Source organism: Vibrio sp. SCSIO 43133 (assembly GCF_023716845.1).
Lineage (GTDB): Bacteria > Pseudomonadota > Gammaproteobacteria > Enterobacterales > Vibrionaceae > Vibrio > Vibrio mediterranei.
In genome coordinates this window covers 1275029-1299085 of sequence record NZ_CP068024.1, presented here as the reverse complement: position 1 = coordinate 1299085, position 24057 = coordinate 1275029, and the positions used below count along the sequence as shown (strand labels likewise).

The following is a 24057-nucleotide window of genomic DNA, read 5'->3' as shown; positions in this document are numbered from 1 at the left end:
ATGGATAGATAGTCAAGAGCTGTAATGAAATGTCAGCATCGAAGGGACAGAAGAGTACCTTCAGATCGGAAGAGTAAAACGAGAAGTGACTGATTCTATTTATGAATCACACCATTCAATACATTCTGTACAAACTGCATTAAACCGTGTGATTCATAATAATTAGAGAGATGTTGAATTATTGCGCGTTAACCGTTTGAGGCTCCACCTGTTCGATGTGCTTAACCGCACTCTCAGAAAACCCGTCGTGCAGATGATAATAGCGTTTATAAACAATGCCACTAATCGCCATTAAGATTGCAGGTAAGCCCACCATCATGAACTCAATGCCAAAAATTGTATCCGCAGTTTGTTCTACGTTCGGTACATAGCCGACTAATGACAGCCCCACACCAACGATGAAGCCACCAGCTGCACCCGCGAATTTTACCAACATGGTTTGAACTGAGAAAATAACGCTCTCGCTGCGACGACCAGTTTTATATTCACCATAGTCCACAACATCAGCAAGCATTACTGTTTGTAGTGCATTCGCAATACCGATACCAAATTTGATAGCTGCACCTGATAGACCGATAAGCACCACGTTACCCGGAGCCAAGCCACTCATCGCAAGTAACAGGCCACATGATAGTATCGGGAAACCACAGGCGATAAACCACAAGTTCTTTCTAGGCAACTTAGCAGCAATGCGTGGGAACAAGAAAACACCCGCGACTTCCGCAGCACCAGCAACCATCATATAGATTGGGAAAAGTTCAGGATTTCCTAGTGCATAAGAAAAGTAGTAGATAGCAAATCCGCCCACTAACAAGTTAGCGATTTGGAAAGATAATACCGTGCCAATCAGTGCTTTTAGTTGGTCATTTTGACCAATAATTACCATGACATCTTTGAAATTAAACTTCTCCGCTGCATTTGCTTTGATGTTGGTATCTTCTTTTACGTTGCGAGCTACCAAGAAAGCACTTAACACAAATAGAATCGCGATTAGGATTGATAGATTGAAGAAACCGTCTCCTTGATTGCCGTCTCCTAACGTACCAACAATATGCAAGCCGTAAGTACCGATGATAAACCATGCCAAGCTAGCGAATAGACGAGGCCATACGACCAACTTCTCTCGTTCTTGTCTAGAGCTAGACAGCGCTGGAATCATTGACCAATAAGGAATATCCATAATAGTATAGGTCAGTCCCCATAAGATGTACGCTGCCGCAGCATATACATATAAGGTTGTACCCTCAAACATATGAGTACTAAACAACGCAATCAGCACAACCGCATTTAGAATCGTCCCAACAACAATCCATGGACGAAACTTACCCATTTTTGAACGAGTGTTGTCAACGATCACGCCCATAAGAGGGTCAGTCACAGCATCGAAAATTCGGGCCACAAGGAAGATTGAACCGACAAACGCAGCGGACAATCCTGCGACGTCTGTAAAGTAGAACATAAGGAAGATGTAGATAGGCGCACAGGCAAAGTCTTTACCTAAAGCACCTAGGCCATATGAGAGTTTGGTTTTAAGAGTCAGTTGTTCAGACATAGGTTACACTTAGTTTCTTTAATTTATTGGTCTGAGCGCAATCCTACTGACAGAAGCGTCGCCTTTCTGTGATCCATAACCACAACTGGAAACGTTTACACTGGCATATTTAAAAATGAGATCTAAAACAGTAAAAAATAACAATATGTAAATTAAATGTGATCAAATACATCTATTACTAGTTTTAAGGAGTAAAAATAATCCGGAAACGATTACAACTAAACCAATAAAAAAGGCTGCAAGATAAAGTCATGCAGCCTTATTGCAATCAGTACAGTTTAGAGTCGCTGTAACACCACTAGAACCGCAGATTCTGAGTCTAGTATCGGCATCGTCAGCCCAATCTCTTCGCACCATTCTCCGGTTAACTCACATCCTTCTTCCATCCAAGGCGGTTGGTAGTTAACGATGTCATCAAACAAAGCAGGTTTATCAATCACGGAAACTTTGTACCTTGCTTTAGGATCCAATCCTGGTATCCGTAGATGCCCACTTAACGAATTCGTTGGCATGGCCAACTGAGCGATCTGGATAACCGCTTGAGACTGGTCCTTGGCAATAACAGCTGAGATCTGATGAGCGTTATCATCGGTTTCAAGACGCCATGAATTCCCGCTGTGTAGCAACGATCGCAATGATTTATGCAACTTGATGTAGCGCTCAAATCCTTGCTTTTCAATGTCACTTTCTTTGACTGGATCAAGTTCGATTCCCATATGACCGAACAAGGCGGTGAGGCCCCTAAATTCAATAGAGTGACGGCGTCTGGTACTATGGCAATGGCTCGCTCCGATATGGCTCCCCATGACTTCCGGTGGGAAGAAATAGCTCATACCTCGTTGTATAGACTGTCGCTCCAGCGCATCATTATTATCTGATGCCCAGAAGCGATGGGTACGCTTCAACACTTCAAAATCGATTCTCCCACCACCTGCTGCACACGATTCAATTTCTACGTTAGGATGTTTTTCTCGCACTTTATCAACCAGCTGATAATAGCGAACCACTTGTTGATGACCGGCCGCTTTACCTCTGTGTCCGGGTTGCACCACTTCACGATTCATATCCCACTTGATATAGCCGATATTGTATGTGGATAGGAAATAATCCAAGCGCTCAAACAAGAATTCAAACGCAGCATCATTTTGAAGATCGATGACATATTGGTTGCGCCCAGTAGGCTGTTGATAGCCATCAACTGCCAGCAGCCAGTCAGGGTGACTACGATAAAGATCAGAATTCTTGTTGATCATTTCCGGCTCAAACCATAGGCCAAACTCCATTCCGAGACTGTTTACATGCTCAACAACAGGCTGCAAACCTTTAGGATATTTCGATTCATCTAAAAACCAATCCCCTAACGCAGCCTTGTCACCGTCGCGTCCCTTAAACCACCCGTCGTCAATAATGAAGCGCTCAACACCCATCTGTGCTGCCTGTGTCGCCATAGACATAATGTAGTCAGGATCGTGGTCGAAATAGATGCCTTCCCATGTATTCAAGTGAATTGGACGAGGTTTATTCACAAACTCAGAAGGTAAAATTGAGTGACGGACGTGTTCATGGAATTGCTGGCTCATGCCATTCAACCCTTTATCGCTGTAACTGGCATACAGCCAAGGAGTAGTTAGACTTTCACCTTGTTCAAGAGTCACTTCCCCAGGCAGATAGATAACTTCAGCCTGAGCATAACGGCGGCCATCAGCTTTCACATCAACTCTTAACCTGTGGTTCCCACTCCACGCAAAATGGAAACCCCACACATCACCAGACATTTCATCAAAATGGCTGGTACCCGCAATAATTGCTGGATAATGCTCATGAGAGGTCCGTCCACGACGGTTCTCTTGTTGGAAGCCTCCTTGCAATAATGGCTGGCGTACCGTTTGGAATTCATGGACCCAGCGCCCGAAGAAGCTCATCAACTCTTTGGCTCGTTCTGGCAACATCAAAGTATTGGCTAATCGGTTTACTTGATACGCACCCGCCTTGTCATTCGTGAGTGTATGGCGAACCTTAACCACATCGTACTTGTCTAGATGCAGTTCACTGGTTAACGTTAGCCCCGCCGATGCATCTTCACTGACCAAAGTGAGCTGACCATCTTTGTGGAGTGTCTCTGAAATGGTAAAAACCGGAGCCCAATCTAAGCCATTGCGGTGTCCTTCTATCGCCGGACTGCTAAATAACCCGCGAGCTAATTCCGGAGTTAAAGACATAGCAATATCATCATCCAAGCGCCCATAAGGAACTGGACGATGCAACGCTAACCGTGATTGAGGGTGAGATACATCGATGTTCTTACCCCAGTGCAAAATCTCGGCTAACTCCCCGACTTCAAGAAGCATCTGTGTGCTGGTGCCCTTAAGTTCAATCAGCGTTTTATTTGTCATTCACTCTAACCTCAGAAACGATTTGCTCTACATAATAGCTTCAAATCATAGAAATTCTGTGAGGCACTGCATAATCATGGAAACGTTTACAATTATAGTGTATTCAAAGCTCGTTTTCTGAGCGTAGGAGGATAAAGCGACGAAACGTAAAATTATGTTCAAACAAGACGGCCAGATAGAGTTAAACTTTATTCACAGTGACATTTTTGGAAACGATTACTCTAATCGTTAAAAATGGGGGTTCACGCACACTAATAGCGTTTGTCATATTTGCTTAAGCATTGTTTAATAAAATGATTAATAAGATGTAGAGAGCGTCATGGCCACAATCAAAGAAGTCGCAAAAGAAGCTGGCGTTTCAATCGCGACCACATCCCGAGTCATAAACAACGCGCCCCACACCAGTGAGGCCGCTATCGTTGCAGTTCAAGCTGCTATGAAAAAACTTGGCTATCGACCAAATGCAAACGCGCGCGCGCTGGTTAGCAAATCGTCCAATACTGTAGGGATTCTGGTACACGACGTATCTGCTCCGTTCTTTGGGGCTATGGTTAAAGCCATAGATACCATTGCTGCAGAACAAGGCAAACAAATTCTTATTGGTAGCGGATACCACGATCCAGTCAAAGAGCGAAATGCCATCAACCTGCTCATTAGCAGTCGCTGTGAGTCACTTGTCATCCACAGTAAAGGACTGTCAGATGAAGAGCTCACCGAACTGGCCGACGAAATACCCGGAATGATGCTCATTAATCGCTCTGTTCCGGCAATCGCAGATCGCTGCATTGCACTCGATAATTTCAAAGGTTCGTATTTGGCCACTGAGTTTTTGATTAAAAACGGCCACGAGAAAATAGGTTATATCGCCTCCAGCCACGACATCGATGATGCTCATGATCGTAGAGATGGTTACCTAGCGGCACTCAAAGATCACAACATCGAGCCCAATGAAGAATTTATTGAGTATGGTGAGCCGGATGAGATTGGCGGTGAACAGGCCATGGTGAACCTACTCGCCAAGAATCTATCGATTACAGCCGTTGCTACTTATAACGATGATATGGCGGCAGGCTGCTTAGCATTAATCCAAGAAAATGGTATACGAATTCCGGAAGATATGTCGGTTATTGGATTCGATGATGGATTGATCGCTCGTTTTATCTACCCTCGACTGACAACTATTCGTTACCCAATTCAGGTGATGGCTAAACAAGCTGTATTAGAAGCATTGCAAAGAGCCAGCGGGAAAGACGTTGAAAGAGCACAAAACCTCTTTGCGCCAATATTAGTAAAACGCTCTTCGGTAAGCAGAAGATAACTAGAGTTAGCTCGGTGCTGCGCTACTCAAGAGCGCAGCAATCCGTAGACAGCGTGGTCAACAACCCTGCCATTTAAGTTCTCGTTGCGCGTAATTATCCCTTCCAGCGAGAAGCCCAAACGCTCCGCCACATTTCTACTAGCCGTATTTTCCGTCGCAGCACACAGCTGAACCTTTTCCATACCAAGCTCGTTAAATGCATAATCGATAAGCTTACCGACGCTGCGCGTTACAATCCCGTTACCTTGTGCCTTTGATGACAGCCAGTAACCTAACTCCACCTTCTTTAGCGACAGGTTGATAGCGTTAAAACTAATGTTTCCTACCAACTCGCTACGATAGATCATGGCACACACCAAAGATTTACCATCCGCGTAATCGTGCAGTGACTGGCTAATAAATCGCTGGAAAAAAGCTTCTGAGTCGGCATGAGGTGGCCACGCTAACCATTGCGCTAAGTAGTCACGTTGCTCGTTAACTATCTCCAGATACTGTCCTGCAAAAGAAGGTTGTACCAACGCAAGCTCAATTTCGTTATCAACTTTTAGAGTGAACACCACAAGTCTCCCTTAAACGTCTAACTAACGGATTAATCAGAATCTTTTCTTTTAGTCGTGGTCTAGTTATACCTGATTAATGAGATTTCACAATTATCAGATTTTTGCGGGACTGATATTTCCACAGAATCACTTGGTTTACACCGCATAACCTGAGACAATCCGCCGGTAATTCTTATATCAAATGGCTCATTATGAAAATCTTAGTTCGAAACCTTGACCGTGACACAATTGAACACGACGTACGAAAACTGTTTCTAGGCTACGGCCGCGTTGTTGAATGTACACTGGTGTTGGATAAGGAAACGGGTAAGTCCAAAGGCTTTGCGTTCGTAGATATGCCAAACGAAGATGAAGCGAAAGTGGCGATCAAAGAACTGAACCTTACCATGTTCAATGGCAGCAAGATTCGCGTGAAATTTGCAGGTCACTAATGTGCAGGTCACCAAGACCAATAAGGCCAGTCTATGACTGGCCTTAACATTTTCTAGCAAAACGTTTCAATATACAGACGCTCTACTTTGTCTCTTGCCCATTGCGTTTTACGTAGAAACTTGAGCGATGATTTAATAGAAGGGTCATTCGCAAAACAGTTCACTCGAATGATATCGTGTAGCCCAGACCACCCGTAATGTTCCACCAATTGAGTAAGAATTTTCTCTAGCTTTAGGCCATGTAACGGGTTGTTTGGTTGTTCAGTGCTCATTAAAAGTTCCAAATAGTGTGTGGGTGGAATGCGGCGCTATTTCATCATAGGCTCTAACCAGAAAGCAATCGCATTTACTGTTGTCGCTCAATACATCGTCTTATGTCACTACTAGACTCAGTATTACAGCTACATTATCAATAGCAAACTTCTTACTTTTTAGAATGAAAACTCAGGACTTAACCATGACTACTATTACTTTGGAAACGAACGTCGGCAATATCGACATTGAGCTCAATATCGAAAAAGCCCCTGTTAGTGCCAAAAATTTTCTTAAATATTGCCAAGAAGGTTTTTACCAAGGAACAGTATTTCATCGTGTCATTGACGGGTTCATGATACAAGCTAGCGGTTACAACCAAAATCTCGAAGAAAAGCTAGGTCGCGCACCTATCGTCAACGAGGCCAATCGAGGTCTTAAAAACGTAACAGGATCTATAGCGATGGCTCGTACCGATGCTCCTCATTCTGCCACATCGGAATTTTTCATTAATTTAGTCGACAACGACTTCCTGAACCACACTGCCACCACAAACCGTGGCTGGGGCTATTCGGTTTTCGGCAAAGTGACCGCAGGCATGGATGTGGTCAACGCCATTGGAAAAGTAGCAACGCATTCCTACAAAGGGCACGATGACGTACCTTGTGAGTCAATTATAATTAATGATGTAGTAGTGAAATAACTACTGACGATTCAGTTTTTTGAATGGAAAGATTACTAGAACGCCAACCAGTTTCAGCTCTCTAGCACACTTCATCTATACCACTTCAATCAAACGGCTTAAGCAATTCAATAAACGATTCTCCGCTCTCGGGTAAATCTGCCCCGAAATACTCCGCGACACTCGCCCCTATGTCGGCGAGCGTCGCACGCTCACTCAAACACGCGCCATTGATGCCGTTTTTATGAAGCAATAACGGCACTTTTTCCCTAGTGTGTTGCCCATGACCAATATAAGGGTCATTCCCGTGGTCGGCCGTGACCACCAAAACATCCTCATCGTTCATCAATTGCATAATTTTAGCGATTCCAACGTCGCTTTTTTCCAACACTTTCCAATATAAATCTGGATCTTGTCGATGCCCTGACAAATCGGTTTCCTGTACATTGATACAAATAAACCCATGTTTTCGCTTATCAACTTCCTGATAAGCAATAGATAAGATTTGCTCCGTATCCACTAATCCTTTGAAACTCACACCATGGTTGTTTTCTACAATGTCGGCCACCTTACCAACCAAAACAGTTTCACAATCAACATTGGCGAGTAAATGGGGAACTTGCACTAAATGGTTAACCCCGTACCCTAAGTGAGCGACCTGAAACCCTCTTTCATACACTTTAGATTTAGGCGCATTAACTCCAACGCACTCTCCACGGACTTCTATCGAATTAATAAGCTGTTCGGTCGCATCAAGTCGCCCTCCAAATACAATGTTTCTTGCTACATCATTATTTGCACGAACAATTCGACCGATATTCAATAAACTATCAAATTCAATACGATTTAAATCCGCAGCAACGTTATACACCTCACCTAATTCAGCTTCCAGATTGTCGCCAATCACTACAGATTGCTCGACCAACAGTACAGCAAGCTCTCCTCTCTTTACCCGCTCAACGAAATACCCAGCCTCTTCAATGGACTCTTGAATCGTATCAATGGAGTTATGAAATGGATTTACCCTTGGTAATTTAGGTAGCGTTCCCATAAGCTCTTGATGTCCAGCAAACGTGTCGCATCCTTGGTGTCGCAGGTTGATGGTACCGGTGTTGGCGTTAGGGTTTTGTCTAAGGCGCGATACGTTGCAATCAACAACATTATTAAGTCCCAATAACGCTAGAGTTGGTAAATCTCTATTGGGATAAGAGGCCAGTAGTTTGTATGCGGTATTCGCTCCAATATCTTTGGTTCGGCTTTCATAGACATCATCCATGGCACCAACACCGAACCCATCCAAGACAATAACGATAAATCTACCCATCTATCGCCCCTCCCAATGAATCATAGCGCCCGATAACCCTTGGGTTCCCAGATTGAATACCATCAACTAAAACCACATCGGAACGAGTGACAAAGACCTGAGTTCGAAATGCCATGATTATCGGTGTACCTATTTTATGGATCCCAGATACTTTTAGGTGATAATCGATAGCGTTCACATCCTCATTGCTAACAGGGAACACCGAGCCATCAATCAATGCATGTTCAAGTTGACCACGACGGTAGTAACCACCCCCATAACAATACGACGCACCTTGAAACTGATGAGAAATCTCTGATAAATACAGCATCGCAACTTTTTCAGGCTGACTGCCATCAATGTTAGCTGGGAATGTACCAGTCAAAGCATGACCCGGTTCACCATGAGTTCCCCCTAGCCGTTTAATCATGGTTAAAGTGTTAAAACATGTCGCTGAAGGCATATTGACTTGGTGAGGCCCCCCCTCCTCTGGCCAATGTTCGATGACTTGATGCAGCGTGTCGACATTCTCTGTTGCGGCAAGCTGCTCACCATCAAACAAAAAGCAAGGGAAATGAGTCACTCCTTCTAGGCGAATTCCCTTCATTTGACCAAGTGCCTCTAACACAGAGTCGAGTTCAGCAATCGGAAATCCTGCCTCTTGGTTGACATAAAGCCTGTCCTCGTCACCATAAAACTTCACTAGCACAGGTTGCACTCTGCCGCACTTGCAGGCTGCATCTGAGATTTGACGTGCTTTATCTAGCGAATAGACGGTCATAACTTCTGGCTTCATCTCTGCCACGATTTGTTCCACCATAGCCGACGGAGGCTGGACTAAATGACCCACGTGTTGAACCTTGACTCCCGCTAAATGCAGAGCTCGCGCTTCTTTGAAATCCACAGCAACAATACCGTCATAGCCTAATTCGAGAAGAAGCTGTGCTAAATATGGGTTACGCCCAAATTGTTTGGTCATGCCATACAGCTTTAACCCAAGGTCGCTAGCACGCTGCCTTATGACTTTGGCGTTTGCTGTAAATTGTTCGACATCAATGACGTACGAATCCGGTAACAGGTTCCCCTGCTCATAAAGAGCAAGGGTAGCCTGAATCAGTGCATCGTTTTGATGTTGCAAAGCATTTAAATACATATACTTTTCAATCCACTCAATTTATTTTCATTTTTTTGAAGATTAATTTCCAAAAAAATCCAGTTACGACACACTCAGTTTGATTGCGTACAGATTGCTCAAAAGAAAACTGATTTCCGTCTCAGGCATCTCTGGTACGCCAGACGCCGAACATAACTGATTGTTCATACTGACAATGTCTGAAAATACGTCGTCATCTTGCATTTCTTTTAGAATCTCAGAGTCCAAGCCTTCTACAATAGGATTGCTTTGTAGTACTCGATCAATAGCACGTGCAAAATGAGTCATCGCCATCTGAAATTGTTCTGAATCCTCTTTCACATTCCATTCAATCATCAAGATTCCGACAGCCCTCATGGTCGCATCAAACGCGATTTGACTGATTACGTTATGCTCCAAAAGAAGAGACATTCGTTGTTTCATAATTTCTCCAAATCTCTGTACAGATAGGTATGAAAAAAGCTGTACGCGTATTTATGCAGGAACAAAAAGCCCAAAGACGTAAAGTAGGTTTAACACCACACCGGTAAGTATTGCCGCTACTGCAGGCGCTGCAATTTTCAAAATTGGACGACCCATTACTTCGTTCAAGTAATACAACATTGCAAAGATCGTGAACCCGGTCGTGCCACCCATTTTCATCACTGCAAGCACCCCCCCAATAAGCAAAGCAAATTCCATTAGCGTGTTCATGCTATTACGAATATTGTCCGAAGCATTTCGAATTGAAGGGAACTGCTCTAAGAAGCGACCAATACCACGAAGCAAGAAAATCTCGATGCAAATTGTAATCGCGCCAAGTACTGCTGCCACAGGTACATTTGGTGAGAGGTAACCCACTACAAACACAAACGTAAAGCCAACAACGCCATAAACCCCAGTAGCAAGTGCCGTAGTGGCAATCAGTGGAATAAAGCCTAAACCACGCATCATTTCAGACAAAGCGACTTGGTTTAATGCTTCTTTTTGAGCAACAGGGTCTTCTATTTTGTAGGCATCTGCTAACGAGTAAATAGAGACTTCTGAACCCGCAAAGATCCCCGACGCAGCGGCGGCGGCTATCAGTGCACCGACAACAGCTAAGTAAGGCATGTTCTTGAAAATTCGCTTAGTTCGCTCTTCAAACAAGCTTCGCATACCACTCATATCTGGAGGGGTAATACCGTTCGCTTTATCTTGAACATCTTTACGAATCGCTATAGCCACAAGCATCACCATACCAACAAAGATCTGAATCGACTCAGGATAGATACCCGTAAACTTCATAACAAACAGTCGTGATAGAAGTATCACAACACCTGCAACAGCCCCTGCTTTCCATCCAAACTGGTAGAAAATAGCTAACAGTGGGAATAACGCAAACGCCGACATGACAGGTGTACCCAACTCACCCAAAGCACCCAGCGCATCAATTGGAAGACCTGTCAGAACCGCATTAACACCAGCCAGACTGGTAACCACTAATACGCCCCAAATGCCGCCCCCAAGCACCGCCATAATGCGGCTCGTTGCCATAACACCTATGATGTCCGTCGGTAAGAAAAGCAGCCACGGGTTAAGAAGGCCTGTCGATAAGGTAAAAGAAATACCCACAGACGCGACAAAACCGATAGACAAGCCAAAAGCAACGGAACCAGCATCTCGGCGTGTCATGTTGCCTTCAATCAACTGAGGCAATATGGGTCGTATCCCGTCGTGAAATACGGCGGCCGACATATGTGCGACTAAAGCAGTCATTGCACACAAGGTCGCAATTAGAGCAATGTTGGTGATATCCATAACTACACCTCTCTCGCTAGCAATGTCGCTAACATAGGAACGGCGTGGTCTACGTGCTCAATTGATAATCCAAATGCCTTTTTGCCTTCGGTAATAAATTGAGCAATTTGCTCTTCCTTAGCTTGAATAGCAGGCTTCGCAATCGTGCACGACTCATTGAAGCCAATAATAGCAATAGCCATGCTAAGTGCAGCGCCCGCACCTGTATTACAAGCCCCGACGTAGTAATCAAGTTCTCCTGCTTTTACTTTCATCGCGGCATCCATGTCGTTGAGAATGTGGCACTCAAACTTTCCTGGTGCCGCCTCTTCTATCTGCGCTTTAATTTGTTCGCGTTGTAAACCCGCGATTGCGATCGTTTTCATTCTGCTTTCCTTTTATGTTTATCCGTTATTGAAAAATCGGTTTGGATTGTGTTTGAGCATAATTTCGACATCACTTTCGCTTACACCAGAAGCGAACAGTCGAGGAACAAACTCCTCCATCAAGTAGCTAAAACCTAACCCGCCATTCGCTTTTAAATGCGAACGTCGAGTTATATCCATCGACAACATAAGTTGCTCGACGTATCCCCTAGCGATTAGGGTATTAATCACTTCAATTCTCTTTTCATCTGGGTAGTAACTGTTCTTACCAATTGTATCGAGCTGCACGTAACACCCGTGATCCAACAAGTAGAGCAAGTCATCAAGGTTATCTCGAAGGTCGCAGTGTCCTATCGTCACCTTCCTAAGGTCGATACCTTCACCACCAAGTAACTGGATCTGTTGCTTCGCCATCGTGCTAAATGAGGTGTGCGTTGAAATAGGCGCGCCTGTTTCTTTGTGAGCAATGGCCGCAGCTAAGAAGACGTTCTTTTCTAGTGGGGAGAATTGGTTTTCGCTGCTCCCAATCTCACCAATCACAGACGCCTTTAGAGAGGTGCCATCCAGAGGCTGTTCAATTTCGTCAATCATGGTTTGGGCAATATCTCGAATCGACAGATTCGCTAAGAAATCCGGAAAGAAACCCTCGATGTAATAGCCAGTCGACAAAACAACATTCATCTCTGACGCCTTAGTTAAATCCTCAATAAATTGAGGATTTCTACCCATAAAACGATTAGTCACCTCAACGATATTCCGTACTCCAAGTTTCCTAAGCGAGATAAGCTCCTGTTTAATCAATTCAAATTGATCAAGTTTGCAATCAATATCTCCCTTCTGAGGAGATAAATCGATATGCAGATGCTCATGGCAATAGGTAAAACCGGTTGTGTCGAATGACATCTCATTTTCTCCTTGTTAGCTAGAACCTAATAAGTTGGAATCACTTTACCGGATATCACGTCCGTTTGATGCGCTAGTAACTTCTCGTTATTGACGAATTTCTTTAGCATGGCCTTTAGATAGTCCGAACCTTTTCTAACCATCAACACTGCAATCGACGCCTTTTCAAAATCCGGAATAGACGTGAGCGGCTCTTCGCTAAGGCCCATCGCCTCAATAGAATCTTCTCGTGAGGCATACCAGATTGCAGCATCGATCTCCCCTTTGACAATCTGTTTGAGACATTCGTTATAAGGTACTGGAACCACCTCAATTTCTTGATCTTTAAAGTAGATTTCAGTAAGCAGTTTTTGGTCTGGCGATTCAGCATCAACACCGATTCGTTTAATGTTATTACGCTCCGACTGCCTGTAAATCAATCGATGTTCTGGTACATAACTGTGCGCATCCAACTCTACTGCAATCTCCAAATCACCCTCTGCAACATACTTTTCTGACGCCAGTTTGGACATGATAGCTATATCGTAGATACCGTCACTAAGACATTCCGCCCTAACCCCTGCGCCTCTCATATGAGCAAAGTACAGGGGCACGTTGTCTATCTGTTGCTTAAGACCAGAGGCCAATCCCTCGTAATGCTTTGTATACGGCAGCGGCATCGCACAAACGATATTACCAATCTCGGATATACCCACCAGCTTATTGAAATTTAGTGAAGAGATAATGGTGCCATTACGCCCTTGACGGCTTAGGTAGACCGCTTCTTCCTTTTCGATAAATTTAATCGCGTTTGCTACATATCCAACGGAACAACCGATGTCGATCGACAGCTCATCAATCGTCTTGAGTCTATCCCCAGCCTCAGTCGTTAACAAATAACGGGCGATATGAATAATGGCCGCTCCGTTTTTCTTTATATAGTTTTGACTACTCATTTTTTATTCTTCATTTTTTATTCTTCATTTTTTTGAGGATTTAATTTAACCATACCAGTACAATAAAAAAAGCAAAGCGCGTCACACTCTTATTAACTACTGACAAAAAGCATTAAAACTGGATTGCCAATCACCAAAAATGAAAAAAGTGCCGGATTACTCGGCACTTTCATCTATTGCTAACTTTATAAGATCAGTGTGGGCTTGATTATCACTCCACTAATTCACCCGCTCCTTGCAGTGAGCGCTGACTGTTTTCTACTAAGAATATCGTTGCCGTCTGCTTTAACATTGCCCACTCGGCATCATCAACAAAAATGCCTTCTACCCAAGCGGCTTGCTGCGAGCTAGAAAGTTCAGTGCTATCGATATGGGTGTTGTATTGGCCCGCTAATGCTGTCTGGTTAAAGTCCTCAATCGACAGTTCAATCGTCATCGAGTGAAGGTCGTCTTCAACAAGGTCAGTGTCAGAAAAATAGAGCTCAGGTGCAACACATCCTCGGTTGAGTACGTAAAGAGTGCGTTTGGGCTGACTACCATTGCTCCAATATGCTCTACAAGCAATACCCTTCGCTGCCAGTTTTACCAATTCACTATACGCCAACCAGCGATTGTGACAGTTCAATAATGTCATTTTGAGTTGCTTCTGCCCAACCATCGACTCGAGTGCGAAATCTAAGATCACAGGCAGATGGCACGCTACGCTATTTTGGTGGAGGTCCACCTCCAGTAAACCTGGTTCAACCTTATTGATTTGAACTGCGCAGTCTTGTTCGAGGCCTAGGTAGTTACATGCATTGTTAAAATGGCGAATCCCATTAAGCCCAACCATTTGCAGGTCCGCAACCATATTAGCAATCACGTCCGCTTCGCCACAGGAGCGTTTCATTCCCAAAAAAGCTTTGTTTACTGCAGCGACTAATTCATTGTGAGATACGATCATACCAACGTCCTTATGGCGTAATAGAGTTAATGGAAGTCATAGATTGCTCACTAGGCAACAATGGAAAGATCCAATTATCTTGGTAATTCTCATCGCCGATTTCGTCTAGCAATGGGGCTCCTTGGAAAAAGGTGACTCGGACCCAGCGGTCAGATCGAGGATCAAACTTCGTCGCCCCAAAGATGGCGAGTTTGCAACGCAATAAATGCATAGGTAGTGACTGTTTATGGAGAACATTCATTTGAATGTCTCCCATCACGCGATTACCTAGCGTCCATACCCTTCTTGCAATAGCTCGATATTGAGGAGAATGCAGCAGAAATTGCGCAATTGACATCTCTTGAGATTGTTGCTCTAACGCTCTGTACAGGTAATACGCTTGTCTACCAATATCAAGCGGTAGTTCTTTATCTGCACCTTGTTCTTCCTCACGAACACCTAAGCGTGGCTCTTCTTTGTCCTGTGACCGATACCAGAACCAATAGTTGTTTTCTGGCATCGAAAAGTTAGTACTAACTGCCCACTGATAACGAGTTTCCAATAACGAAATCAAATCACTGACTTTTTTACCCGTTGGCAGGTACAGCGTTTCATCCGTATTCATCTGATCTGCAAATACATCAACTTGTTCTGGGTAGAGCTCCATCAGACACGCAATGAGGATTTCTTGGGCTTCCATATTCATTAACTGATTTTGTTCGAGCAAATCACCCCAAGTTGAGGCATTTTCAAGATGTGTAGCTAGGTCGTCTACTAGTAAAGACAATTCATCAAGCGCCTGCTGATTTAAGCTGTTTTGCACCTCATTAATCGTTATTACTTGCGCCAAGTGCATAGTCGCTTTGCTAAGCAGAACTTTAAGTTGCGGCAACTTATCTTTATTAGTTTGCTGCGCCAACACCATCGCGAGTGCTTTTTCTCGTGACGTCATCCACTGGTCAACGATGCATGGGTGATTAATCAAATATGGCGCCATACCAAGCCCAGTGGCATTTCCAACGCCCAAGTATCGCTGCAAACCGCGATCTAATGATATCGCTTTATCACCGCCTTGTTGCGTCGCCAAGTAATGCACCCAATCCAAACTGAATTCGCGTAGCAGATACACCGCGCACATTTGGGCGCTGAATGACTGACTAAAGTCATCGTTATCTTCCAGTAACTTAAAGTCAGCAATGCCGAACTTACCATTACCGTAAACTGCCGTTGTACGCAGAATATAACCAACCTCAGCAAGCTCTTTCGCGTCTGGTTGAGTGCCCTTGGCAAGGTGAGAAACAATATGTTCGAAGACTCGAACACTCTTATTGGCGCGAGCCAATACAAGAACATCGTTGGTATTGCGCCCTGCTTCTTGAAGCGGCACATTGGCACGCAGCTTTTCCAACAGAGACACATCAACATCTCCATACACTAGGGCGAATGTCACATCCCATTTCTCTGCAATCACGCGATCATTGCGCTCTTCATCAGCAATCTGGTCACAAAATACCACTAGATGATAAACGTGCTTAGGTGTTGCGAGACGGTAAATGACGTGTCCATACCCTTGCGGCGACAGCTGCCATTCATGCTTACTCACCCGCCAATTTTGCTGTGCCATTTTGCGGATTAAGCTGCGCACAAAACTGATTCGATTTTGATGCATAGCGCCAAGTCGTTGTGGATTCATTACCACATCAACGCTACGAAGCGGAGTCTCAGTGTAAGTTGAACGATGTACATCCATTTTGCTCACCTGTTTTAATTATAAGAATGATTGGAGCTGCGTGGGGTGTGAACCTAAGCCCACACAGCATTCACGTTATTGAAGAACTATTGTTGTGTTTATAAGCCTTGTTCTTTCGCCAGTTTCATCGCGATTTGCGGAGCGTTCCATAGTGAGGGCAACAGCACTAAGGATACTGGTACCGCGGTTATCACGATAAAGGACTGCAGTGCCGAAATACCGCCCGATCCCAGTGATATTAAGATGATAGCCGTCACCCCCATCATTACTCCCCAAAAGGTACGGACGATGGCATTTGGCTCCGTTTCACCACTGATGACAACACTGATGGTGTAAGTCATCGAATCTCCCGTAGTGACAATGAATATGGTGGTAAGCACTAAGAACAAAATGGAAACTAGCATTGGCATAGGTAGCTGTTGTGTTACTGCGAGTAACGCTCCCGGAAGGTTAAACCCTTCGAATGCTTTACTAACACTACCAGGGTCGGCAATCTCGAACGCAAGTCCAGTCCCACCAACGATGGTGAACCAGAAACAAGTCGCGAATGGCGCCGCAATACTAATGATAGAAATGATTTGGCGAATGCTTCGACCACGTGAGATACGAGCAATAAAGATAGCCATTAATGGCCCATAACCTAAGAACCAACCCCAGAAGAATACCGTCCACCAGCTAAGCCATCCCTCATCGCCTCGATATGTCGCCATTGGAATAAAGTTATCCAACATGGTACCCATACCCTGGATATAGCCATTGAAGATAAAGTTAGTTGGACCAAACAGTAGGATATAAACCATCAGCGCAATAGCTAAGATGACGTTATAACGGCTCAACATCTGCATTCCGCGATTAAGGCCGCTGAGTGCTGATAGCGTGTATAGCACTATCGCGAACAGAATAATGATCAGCTGAGTGGTAAAGCCATCTGGAATATCAAACAGTGCGTTCAATGCATAGCTCACTTGCAGCCCCAGAAAACCAATAGGTCCGATGGTTCCTGCAGCAACTGCTACAATACAACATGCGTCAATCAGAGCACCGGTATGACCTTTCAACGCACGCTCTCCCAACACTGGATACAGTAAGGTTCGAGGTTTTAAAGGTAAGCCTTTGTCATAGTGCAAATGCATCATAACAATAGAGGTTAAGCTACCTACAATTGCCCATGACAAGAAGCTCCAGTGCATAAATGACTGCGATAAAGCATTAATCGCTGTTTGCATAACGCTGTCTTGGGGACCGTACAGAGGAGGAGGACTCACATAGTGCGCAATAGGCTCAGCTGCTGCCCAAAATACACCGCCCCCAGCCAGTAAGGTACAGAATAGAATAGCCATCCAGCGAAATGAGTCTAGCTCTGGTTTCACGTTACCGCCCAAAATCACTTTGCCTGTTCGCCCTGCTGCGAGACCAAGACCAATAAGAAAAGTGAGTAGTAGTAATATTTGCCAGTAAGGACCAAAAACTTTTACTGACCAGCTAAAACCAACATTGACTAGAGAAGAAAGCAGCTCGCCATCATAAAGCGCAAGTGCAACAAACAGAGCGATAAAGCCGCCACTGTACCAAAATGCAGGGTTACTCAACCCCAACTTATCCGATGAAGAGAGTTTACTTTGATGTTCTATCTCCGCGCTTGCAGAAGACGGTGGTGCTGTGTTCATGCTATTGGTTAGATCAGACATACTCTGACTCCAGAAGTTTGTGTTGCTCGCCTTGGGGAAAGCAACCTATGTTGTGTTTAACGCTCACCTATTGTTTTTGTATTGGCGAGCTCTTCCATGTTCGGGTGTAGGCTATAGATTTGGCTCCAATCCTTGTTGTAAGAAGTCAAACCAATTAACACCCATAATTTTCCCCGCCTCGACTTCACTAAAGCCATGACGGACTAATCCGTTGTAGATGTTTTCCATTCCTTTGCTGCCGCTGAACCAAGGAAGAGCATCAGGCCAACCTGAGTTAGCAGCCGAGCCTTCGCCATAATCCATGGTTTTTGACCAGCGTCCGTTGCGCATCCACTCCAAAACTTGTTGAGGTTGATTCAGGCAAAGGTCGCTACCGATACCAATGTGGTCGATACCTGCAATATCCGCAGTTTTCTCTACCATTTGGCAGAAATCCTCTAATGAACACTCACTGCCATTGGGTAGATGAAATGGATAAAGGCTAAATCCAATCAGGCCGCCACGCTCGGTAAGGGATTTGATCACCGTGTTCGACTTGTTTCGCAATGCATCATGAGCGAACGTTGGATTGGCATGACTGATACAAATTGGACGAGCAGAAAGGTCTATCGCCTCCAGCGTTGAACGTTCGGCGCTGTGTGACATATCGATGATCATGCCGACACGGTTCATCTCTTCGATGACTTGCTTACCAAAACGGGTGATGCCTGTGTCGTGCTTTTCGTAACACCCTGTCGCTAATAGGCTTTGGTTGTTGTAGGTCAGTTGCATGATGAGCAGCCCTTGACGGCGCATGACTTCAATTAAGCCAATTTCGTCATCAATCGGAGAACAGTTCTGCGCCCCCATAAAAATGCCAACCTTGCCCGATGCCTTTGCAAGCTCGACATCTGCCATGGAATAAACCGGCATAATGAGGTCGTCGTTTTGCTCGAAACGAAGGTTCCATTCGGCAAATCGAGTCAGTGTCTCACGTGCATTCTCGTGATAAGCGATAGTAACGTGAACAGCGGTAATGCCGCTGGCTTTGAGCGTTTGAAAATACTCTCTGTCCCAATTGCAGTATTGCAATCCGTCTATGACAATCCCTTGCTGGTACATACCCCACCTCTTGCTGTACTCATTGAATTGGTGTTCAAAATGAGTGACGTCACAACGTCACTCTCTCGGCGTCGTGTAATAATTAGTAAGGGCGTTGGTACGCTGTTTTTACTACGGTATAGAACTCTTTTGCATATTGACCTTGCTCACGAGGACCAAAGCTAGACTCTTTACGACCACCAAACGGTACGTGGTAATCTGTGCCTGCTGTTGGCAAGTTCACCATGGCACAACCGGTTTGGATCTGTTGTTTGAAGATGGCACTGTTTCGCAGGCTTTGTGTGATGATGCCACCCGTTAATCCAAATCGTGTGTCGTTCGCTGTTGCGATTGCTTCGTCAAGGTCGGCAACTCGAATAACGCTCGCCATAGGCGCAAACACCTCTTCTTGGTTCACTTCCCACTCATTCTTAGTGTTCAAGAACAGTGTTGGTGACATGTAGTAACCCTCATGCGCAAGATTCAGACGTTCTCCGCCAAATGCTAGCTCTGCTCCACTTTGACGAGCTTTTTCAATCCACCCAAAGTTTGCCTCTAACTGGTTGCCATCGACGACAGGTCCCATAAAGATGCCTTCTTCAAGTGCGTGGCCTACTTTTAGTTCGCTCATGCGCTTAATGAGTGCTTCAACATATTGGTCATGAATGCCATCCATCACCACAAGACGAGAAGACGCAGTACACTTTTGGCCTGCGCCAGAGAAAGATCCAGCAATCGTCGCCTCTACTGCAATCTGAATATCAGCATCATCGGCAATGACCAGGGCATTTTTGCTACCCATTTCCAACTGGCAACGAACAAAATTCGGGGCGGTTGCGGCTGCCACTTTACGTCCCGTTTCTACAGAACCCGTGAAGCTGACACCGTTCACGTCTGTAGAATTGATCAAAGTGTTACCCACTTCAGAACCACTACCTAACACCAAGTTAAACGTACCAGCAGGTATGCCTTGACGATGGATAATTTCCGTTAAAGCCACCGCACTCGCTGGAGTAAGATTCGCAGGTTTCCAAATGACGCTGTTACCAAAAGCCAATGCAGGTGCAATCTTCCAAGCCGCCGTTGCGGTTGGGAAGTTCCAAGGGGAAATAATCGCAATCACACCAACAGCTTCACGAGTCACTTCCACTGAAACGCCCGGACGCACTGAATCAGCACTGTCACCTATCTGACGTAACACCTCAGCCGCGAAGTATTGGAAGAATTGACCAGCTCGATAGATTTCACCACGACCTTCTAAAAATGGCTTACCCTCCTCGCGAGAAAGCAAGGTACCAAGTTCATCGCAGCGCGCTATCAATTCGTCTCCAATTGCTTGAAGCACCGCTTGCTTGCGTTCAATAGGTGTTTTTTCCCACTCTGGCTGTGCATGTTTAGCTGCGGATATGGCTTGCTGAACCTGCACTTGGCTTGCCTGAGCAAAGTGACCTAGATTTTCAGAAATATCTGATGGGTTAATGTTGGCGATGGTGCTCACACCAGACTGCCACTCCCCTGCGATGTACAAGGCATTTTCAGTTGGAATAGTAAGTTGTTGAGTCATTTGTGCTTTCCTTGTTCTGTAGCTCGCTAGATGAGATCTAGCCGCCAATATTCTGCTTAGTTGATTAGTAAGCTGTCGTTACTCTGGTTGCGGCGCAGCTGCGTACACAACAAACTCCACCAGCATTTCTTCTCTCGCTAACCCCGCCACGACCATAGCTGCGCGATTTGGATAAGGTGCTTCAAAATACTCTGCATAAACATCGTTGACGGTTTTGAGGTACTCTCGGTCTGTCACGTAGATCAACACTTGTAGAACTGAATCTAGAGACGAACCTGCACATTCCAGTGTGTGAGAAAGGTTGCTAAATGTCTGACGGGTTTGTGCTTCAATGCCACCATCAACAACAGCTCCAGTATCATCGATAGGGATCTGCGCGGTATATAATGTGCCATTGTTGACGATCGCCCATTCAAGTGGCGCTTTTGAAGCAAATAGAGAAGTTTTAACTGGAGACTTTTGGGTTTGAAAATTCACGAGCAATCCACCATTTGTAACAACTATGTTTCTTGATGGTTAAATAATGCTACTTGATATTTGATAAATCTAACGGTAAATTTCTTACATTTGATAAGAAAAATCTATCACCTTACAAAAGGTACGGTGACAAAAGGGCTTAAGGAAGTGGTCTAATGAGTATCAAACTTCAACAATTGCGGCATTTTGTGATGGTGGTCGAAGAAGGTGGATTCAGAGCGGCCTCAAATAGAGCCAACCGCTCGCAAGCAGCATTATCCACATCAATAAAAGAACTTGAAAAGAACTTAGGTCAGGCGCTGTTTGAATCCGGGAACAAATCTAAACTCACACCATTTGGCGAGATATGTCTGCCCAAAGTAATCCAGTTCCTTAACGTCTATAGTGCATTAGATAATGATTTACGAGCCGCTGCCGCGGGACAACAGGGACGAGTCAGAATCGCCAGTGTCCCCTCTGTCGCTGCTAAGCTGATTCCCAGTGTATTGGGTGCTTTTTGCGAACAATTTCCCAATGTGGAGGTAAGTCTGATTGATGATAACGCCGCTGGTGTCGAAGCACGACTATTGTCAGGGGAAGTCGACTTGGCCCTAGGTAACAGCTCACACCTTGAGGATGGCGCTATCGAGTTTACGCCGCTTATCTCAGATCCTATTGGTGTCGTCTGTTTGAAAGACAACCCTATTGCTTCTCAAAACGAAGGCATCGAATGGCAAACTCTGTTACAACAGCCGTTTATCAGAAATGGTACTTGTAAGCTCCTAGACCCAACACCAGCCAGAGCTCTCAGCGAGCAGGCTTTGTATTCCGTCGAAAATATCACCTCTCTTTTCTCTGTATTGGAGCTTGGTATTGGCATTACCACACTGCCAAAACTTGCCTTTCCCACTAATGAAACTCGATTAGTCTGGCTTCCTCTGATCGACCCACCTTTACAAAGGCAAATCGGGATATTTCGCCTTACTGAGCGAACGATTTCCCCTCAAGCACAAGCATTCCATGACTTATGTGTGACTTATTTGAATTATGACGAATAGCGGACATCAAGCACCTACGCAACATTCAAAAGGATGTTCAGAAAAACCTAGCATTGCGCTAGGTTTTTCATTACGTTACATAGCTTGAGCAAATAGCTTAAGGATTTCTTCTCGCGTCGGAACTCTAGGGTTGCCCCCAAGACATGGGTCAGCCAGAGTCTTATCTAACCAAAGAGCAAAATCACTTTCTTGAATGCCTAGCTCTGCTAAGCCATTTGGAATTTGCACGCGCTGTGAAAGCTGACGAATTCTCGCTATCGCAGCTTTCGCCGCAGATTCATCATCTAAGTCCGCAGTACTCGAACCCATAGCTTCGGCAATCGCTCTAAACGGTTGCGGACGTGTTTGAGCATTGAACTCACACACTTCCGGTAACAAGATAGCATTACAAACACCATGAGGAAGGTTATGTGTAGCACCTGGTTGATGAGCCATGGCATGAACCAAACCTAAACCTGCGCTGTTAAACGCCATACCTGCAAGAAACTGAGCACAAGCTAATTGTTCACGCGCCTCTAGATTCTGGCCATCATCTACCGCAACAGGTAACCATTTATTGATAAGGCGAATTGCTTCTAAAGCCGTCGGTTTAGTTAGTGTATGTGCACCGGGTGTAACATAAGCTTCAATGGCATGGGTGAGCGCATCCATACCCGTGCTAGCGGTTACGCTGCTTGGTAATCCCAACATAAGCTCAGGGTCATTAACCGCCAAATCAGGGATCTGTTTGGCATCGATAATCACCATTTTTACTTGCCGTTCTTCGTCAGTAATAACCGAATTAGAGGTCATTTCTGCCGCTGTCCCTGCTGTCGTATTAACCGCGACAAAGTAGTCACCTACAACTCGCACTTTGCCTACACCTTCATAATCACAGATGTCACCGCCATTTGAGGTCACTATGCGTATAGCTTTAGCACAATCTACAGGGCTACCTCCACCTACAGCAATGAAACAGTCACACTGTTCCTTTTGGTACAGCTCGACCCCTTCTCTTACTAGCGCAGCCGTTGGGTTTGGTGTCACTTTATCGAACAACACATAATCAATGCTGAGCTGCTCCAATTGAGCCAGTAATGAATCAAGAATTCCCAGTTTAACCAGATTCGCATCTGTCACAATAAGCGCAGTGTTAATCGATTGAGCTTGGATCTCTTGTACCGCATCATTAATAGCGCCAGCCCCAGCTAAACTCAACTTGGGTAAATTTAAAGAAAAAGCCATGGTCATTTCCCTCTACATCTTCAATTAGGTTATTGGTAACTACTGCTCAACTCTCAGTCCATATGACTTGAACTTGCCCAAGACCTTTTGCATTTCAGCATCGTCAAGCACAGGGACATCTGGTGTAATCGCCATTGTTTTCAGATAGAGGTCAGCCAATACTTCGACTTCATGTGCTAGCCACAGTGCTTTTTCTAAATTAGCCTCACCCGCAATAAGTCCATGGTGTTGCAGCAAAATGGCTTTGCTGTTTGCCATCCCTTCTTTGACATAATCGGCTAGTTCGTGACTGCCAAAAGTAGCGTAAGGGACACAAGGGATCTCTGTCGCACCCGACGCAGCAACCATATAATGAATCGCTGGGATTGGTTTGTTCAGAATGGATACCGCCGCACAATTAATGGCGTGATTGTGAACTACCGCGTTAACGTCTTCACGAGTTTGATAACAAGTCAGATGGAAGTGCCACTCTGATGACGGTAACTTGCCTTCCTCAAAGAACCCATCATGAGTGACATACACAATATGATCGGGGGTGAGTTTGTCGTATGCGATGCCCGTTGGTGTGATCAACATACCGTTATCAAAACGAACACTGACATTTCCAGCAGTGCCTTGGTTCAACCCAAGTCTTGTCATTTCAAGGCAAGTGTCGATGATTTGTTGCGAAAGTTGTTGTCTGTTCATGC

General features: G+C 44.9%; 23 protein-coding genes. 4 read left to right on the top strand and 19 right to left on the bottom strand.

All coding sequences use genetic code 11. The features are described from left to right. Positions 1–178: 178 nt before the first annotated feature. Complete coding sequence (gene melB / locus JKJ11_RS06250; RefSeq protein WP_006071592.1) at positions 179–1552, bottom strand: melibiose:sodium transporter MelB; 1374 nt, start codon at positions 1550–1552, stop codon at positions 179–181. Between the two features lie 278 nt (positions 1553–1830). Next, positions 1831–3945, bottom strand: coding sequence for an alpha-galactosidase (locus JKJ11_RS06245; RefSeq protein WP_252038911.1), 2115 nt, complete (start codon positions 3943–3945; stop codon positions 1831–1833). A 319-nt stretch (positions 3946–4264) separates the two neighbouring features. Between JKJ11_RS06245 and JKJ11_RS06240 the strand changes: the two genes are divergently transcribed. Beyond that, positions 4265–5263: a substrate-binding domain-containing protein gene (locus JKJ11_RS06240; RefSeq protein WP_006071589.1), complete on the top strand. Its 999-nt coding sequence runs from the start codon at positions 4265–4267 to the stop codon at positions 5261–5263. A 26-nt stretch (positions 5264–5289) separates the two neighbouring features. Here the strand turns inward: JKJ11_RS06240 and JKJ11_RS06235 are convergent, their stop codons facing one another. Further along, on the bottom strand, positions 5290–5820 hold the full coding sequence (locus JKJ11_RS06235; RefSeq protein WP_124940952.1) for a GNAT family N-acetyltransferase: 531 nt from the start codon (positions 5818–5820) through the stop codon (positions 5290–5292). Positions 5821–6014: 194 nt separating this feature from the next. Here JKJ11_RS06235 and JKJ11_RS06230 point away from each other — a divergent pair, with 194 nt between their 5' ends. Next, positions 6015–6254, top strand: a complete 240-nt coding sequence (locus tag JKJ11_RS06230; protein ID WP_031495002.1) for an RNA recognition motif domain-containing protein — start codon at positions 6015–6017, stop codon at positions 6252–6254. A gap of 53 nt (positions 6255–6307) precedes the next feature. Here JKJ11_RS06230 and JKJ11_RS06225 read toward each other — a convergent pair whose 3' ends face one another. Then, positions 6308–6526: a VF530 family protein gene (locus JKJ11_RS06225; protein ID WP_006071586.1), complete on the bottom strand. Its 219-nt coding sequence runs from the start codon at positions 6524–6526 to the stop codon at positions 6308–6310. A gap of 185 nt (positions 6527–6711) precedes the next feature. Between JKJ11_RS06225 and JKJ11_RS06220 the strand changes: the two genes are divergently transcribed. Then, positions 6712–7209 carry a peptidylprolyl isomerase gene (locus tag JKJ11_RS06220; RefSeq protein ID WP_252038910.1) on the top strand — a complete coding sequence of 166 codons (498 nt, stop codon included), beginning with the start codon at positions 6712–6714 and terminating at the stop codon, positions 7207–7209. Between the two features lie 85 nt (positions 7210–7294). On the opposite strand, the gene JKJ11_RS06215 is transcribed toward JKJ11_RS06220, so the two are convergent. From JKJ11_RS06215 to JKJ11_RS06155, 13 genes are all read right to left on the bottom strand, one after another. After that, the gene (locus JKJ11_RS06215) at positions 7295–8512 is read right to left on the bottom strand and encodes a phosphopentomutase (RefSeq protein WP_252038909.1); all 1218 of its coding nucleotides are present in this window, start codon (positions 8510–8512) and stop codon (positions 7295–7297) included. Continuing rightward, entirely contained in the window at positions 8505–9644 is a 1140-nt protein-coding gene (locus JKJ11_RS06210; RefSeq protein WP_252038908.1) for a YhfX family PLP-dependent enzyme, read from the bottom strand. The genes JKJ11_RS06215 and JKJ11_RS06210 overlap by 8 nt, the downstream gene beginning before the upstream one ends. Positions 9645–9707: 63 nt before the next feature. Further along, positions 9708–10067 (bottom strand): hypothetical protein, encoded by a 360-nt coding sequence (locus tag JKJ11_RS06205; protein ID WP_006071582.1) that lies wholly within the window; start codon positions 10065–10067, stop codon positions 9708–9710. Positions 10068–10118: 51 nt separating this feature from the next. After that, complete coding sequence (locus tag JKJ11_RS06200) at positions 10119–11423, bottom strand: YhfT family protein (RefSeq protein WP_252038907.1); 1305 nt, start codon at positions 11421–11423, stop codon at positions 10119–10121. 2 nt (positions 11424–11425) lie between these two features. Further along, positions 11426–11788, bottom strand: a complete 363-nt coding sequence (locus tag JKJ11_RS06195) for a DUF2620 domain-containing protein (protein ID WP_031494231.1) — start codon at positions 11786–11788, stop codon at positions 11426–11428. A gap of 18 nt (positions 11789–11806) precedes the next feature. Continuing rightward, entirely contained in the window at positions 11807–12691 is an 885-nt protein-coding gene (locus JKJ11_RS06190; protein ID WP_252038906.1) for a phosphotriesterase family protein, read from the bottom strand. 26 nt (positions 12692–12717) lie between these two features. Next, a complete protein-coding gene (gene yhfZ / locus JKJ11_RS06185; RefSeq protein WP_006071578.1) occupies positions 12718–13626 on the bottom strand; it encodes a GntR family transcriptional regulator YhfZ in 909 nt (302 codons plus the stop codon). 211 nt (positions 13627–13837) lie between these two features. Continuing rightward, on the bottom strand, positions 13838–14569 hold the full coding sequence (locus JKJ11_RS06180) for a DUF3726 domain-containing protein (protein ID WP_038228093.1): 732 nt from the start codon (positions 14567–14569) through the stop codon (positions 13838–13840). 10 nt (positions 14570–14579) lie between these two features. After that, positions 14580–16298: a hypothetical protein gene (locus tag JKJ11_RS06175; RefSeq protein WP_252038905.1), complete on the bottom strand. Its 1719-nt coding sequence runs from the start codon at positions 16296–16298 to the stop codon at positions 14580–14582. Positions 16299–16396: 98 nt separating this feature from the next. Beyond that, complete coding sequence (locus tag JKJ11_RS06170) at positions 16397–17965, bottom strand: BCCT family transporter (protein WP_503060916.1); 1569 nt, start codon at positions 17963–17965, stop codon at positions 16397–16399. Between the two features lie 132 nt (positions 17966–18097). Continuing rightward, on the bottom strand, positions 18098–19087 hold the full coding sequence (locus JKJ11_RS06165; protein WP_006071574.1) for a membrane dipeptidase: 990 nt from the start codon (positions 19085–19087) through the stop codon (positions 18098–18100). A gap of 82 nt (positions 19088–19169) precedes the next feature. Next, a complete protein-coding gene (locus JKJ11_RS06160) occupies positions 19170–20630 on the bottom strand; it encodes an aldehyde dehydrogenase family protein (RefSeq protein WP_107306770.1) in 1461 nt (486 codons plus the stop codon). A gap of 78 nt (positions 20631–20708) precedes the next feature. Continuing rightward, positions 20709–21107 (bottom strand): RidA family protein, encoded by a 399-nt coding sequence (locus JKJ11_RS06155; RefSeq protein ID WP_252038903.1) that lies wholly within the window; start codon positions 21105–21107, stop codon positions 20709–20711. Positions 21108–21262: 155 nt separating this feature from the next. Between JKJ11_RS06155 and JKJ11_RS06150 the strand changes: the two genes are divergently transcribed. After that, on the top strand, positions 21263–22144 hold the full coding sequence (locus JKJ11_RS06150; protein WP_031494634.1) for a LysR family transcriptional regulator: 882 nt from the start codon (positions 21263–21265) through the stop codon (positions 22142–22144). Positions 22145–22219: 75 nt separating this feature from the next. Here the strand turns inward: JKJ11_RS06150 and fucO are convergent, their stop codons facing one another. Together fucO and fucA are read right to left on the bottom strand one after the other, a co-directional pair. Continuing rightward, entirely contained in the window at positions 22220–23368 is a 1149-nt protein-coding gene (gene fucO, locus JKJ11_RS06145) for a lactaldehyde reductase (RefSeq protein ID WP_006071570.1), read from the bottom strand. 39 nt (positions 23369–23407) lie between these two features. After that, a complete protein-coding gene (gene fucA / locus JKJ11_RS06140) occupies positions 23408–24055 on the bottom strand; it encodes an L-fuculose-phosphate aldolase (protein WP_006071569.1) in 648 nt (215 codons plus the stop codon). Positions 24056–24057 lie beyond the last annotated feature (2 nt).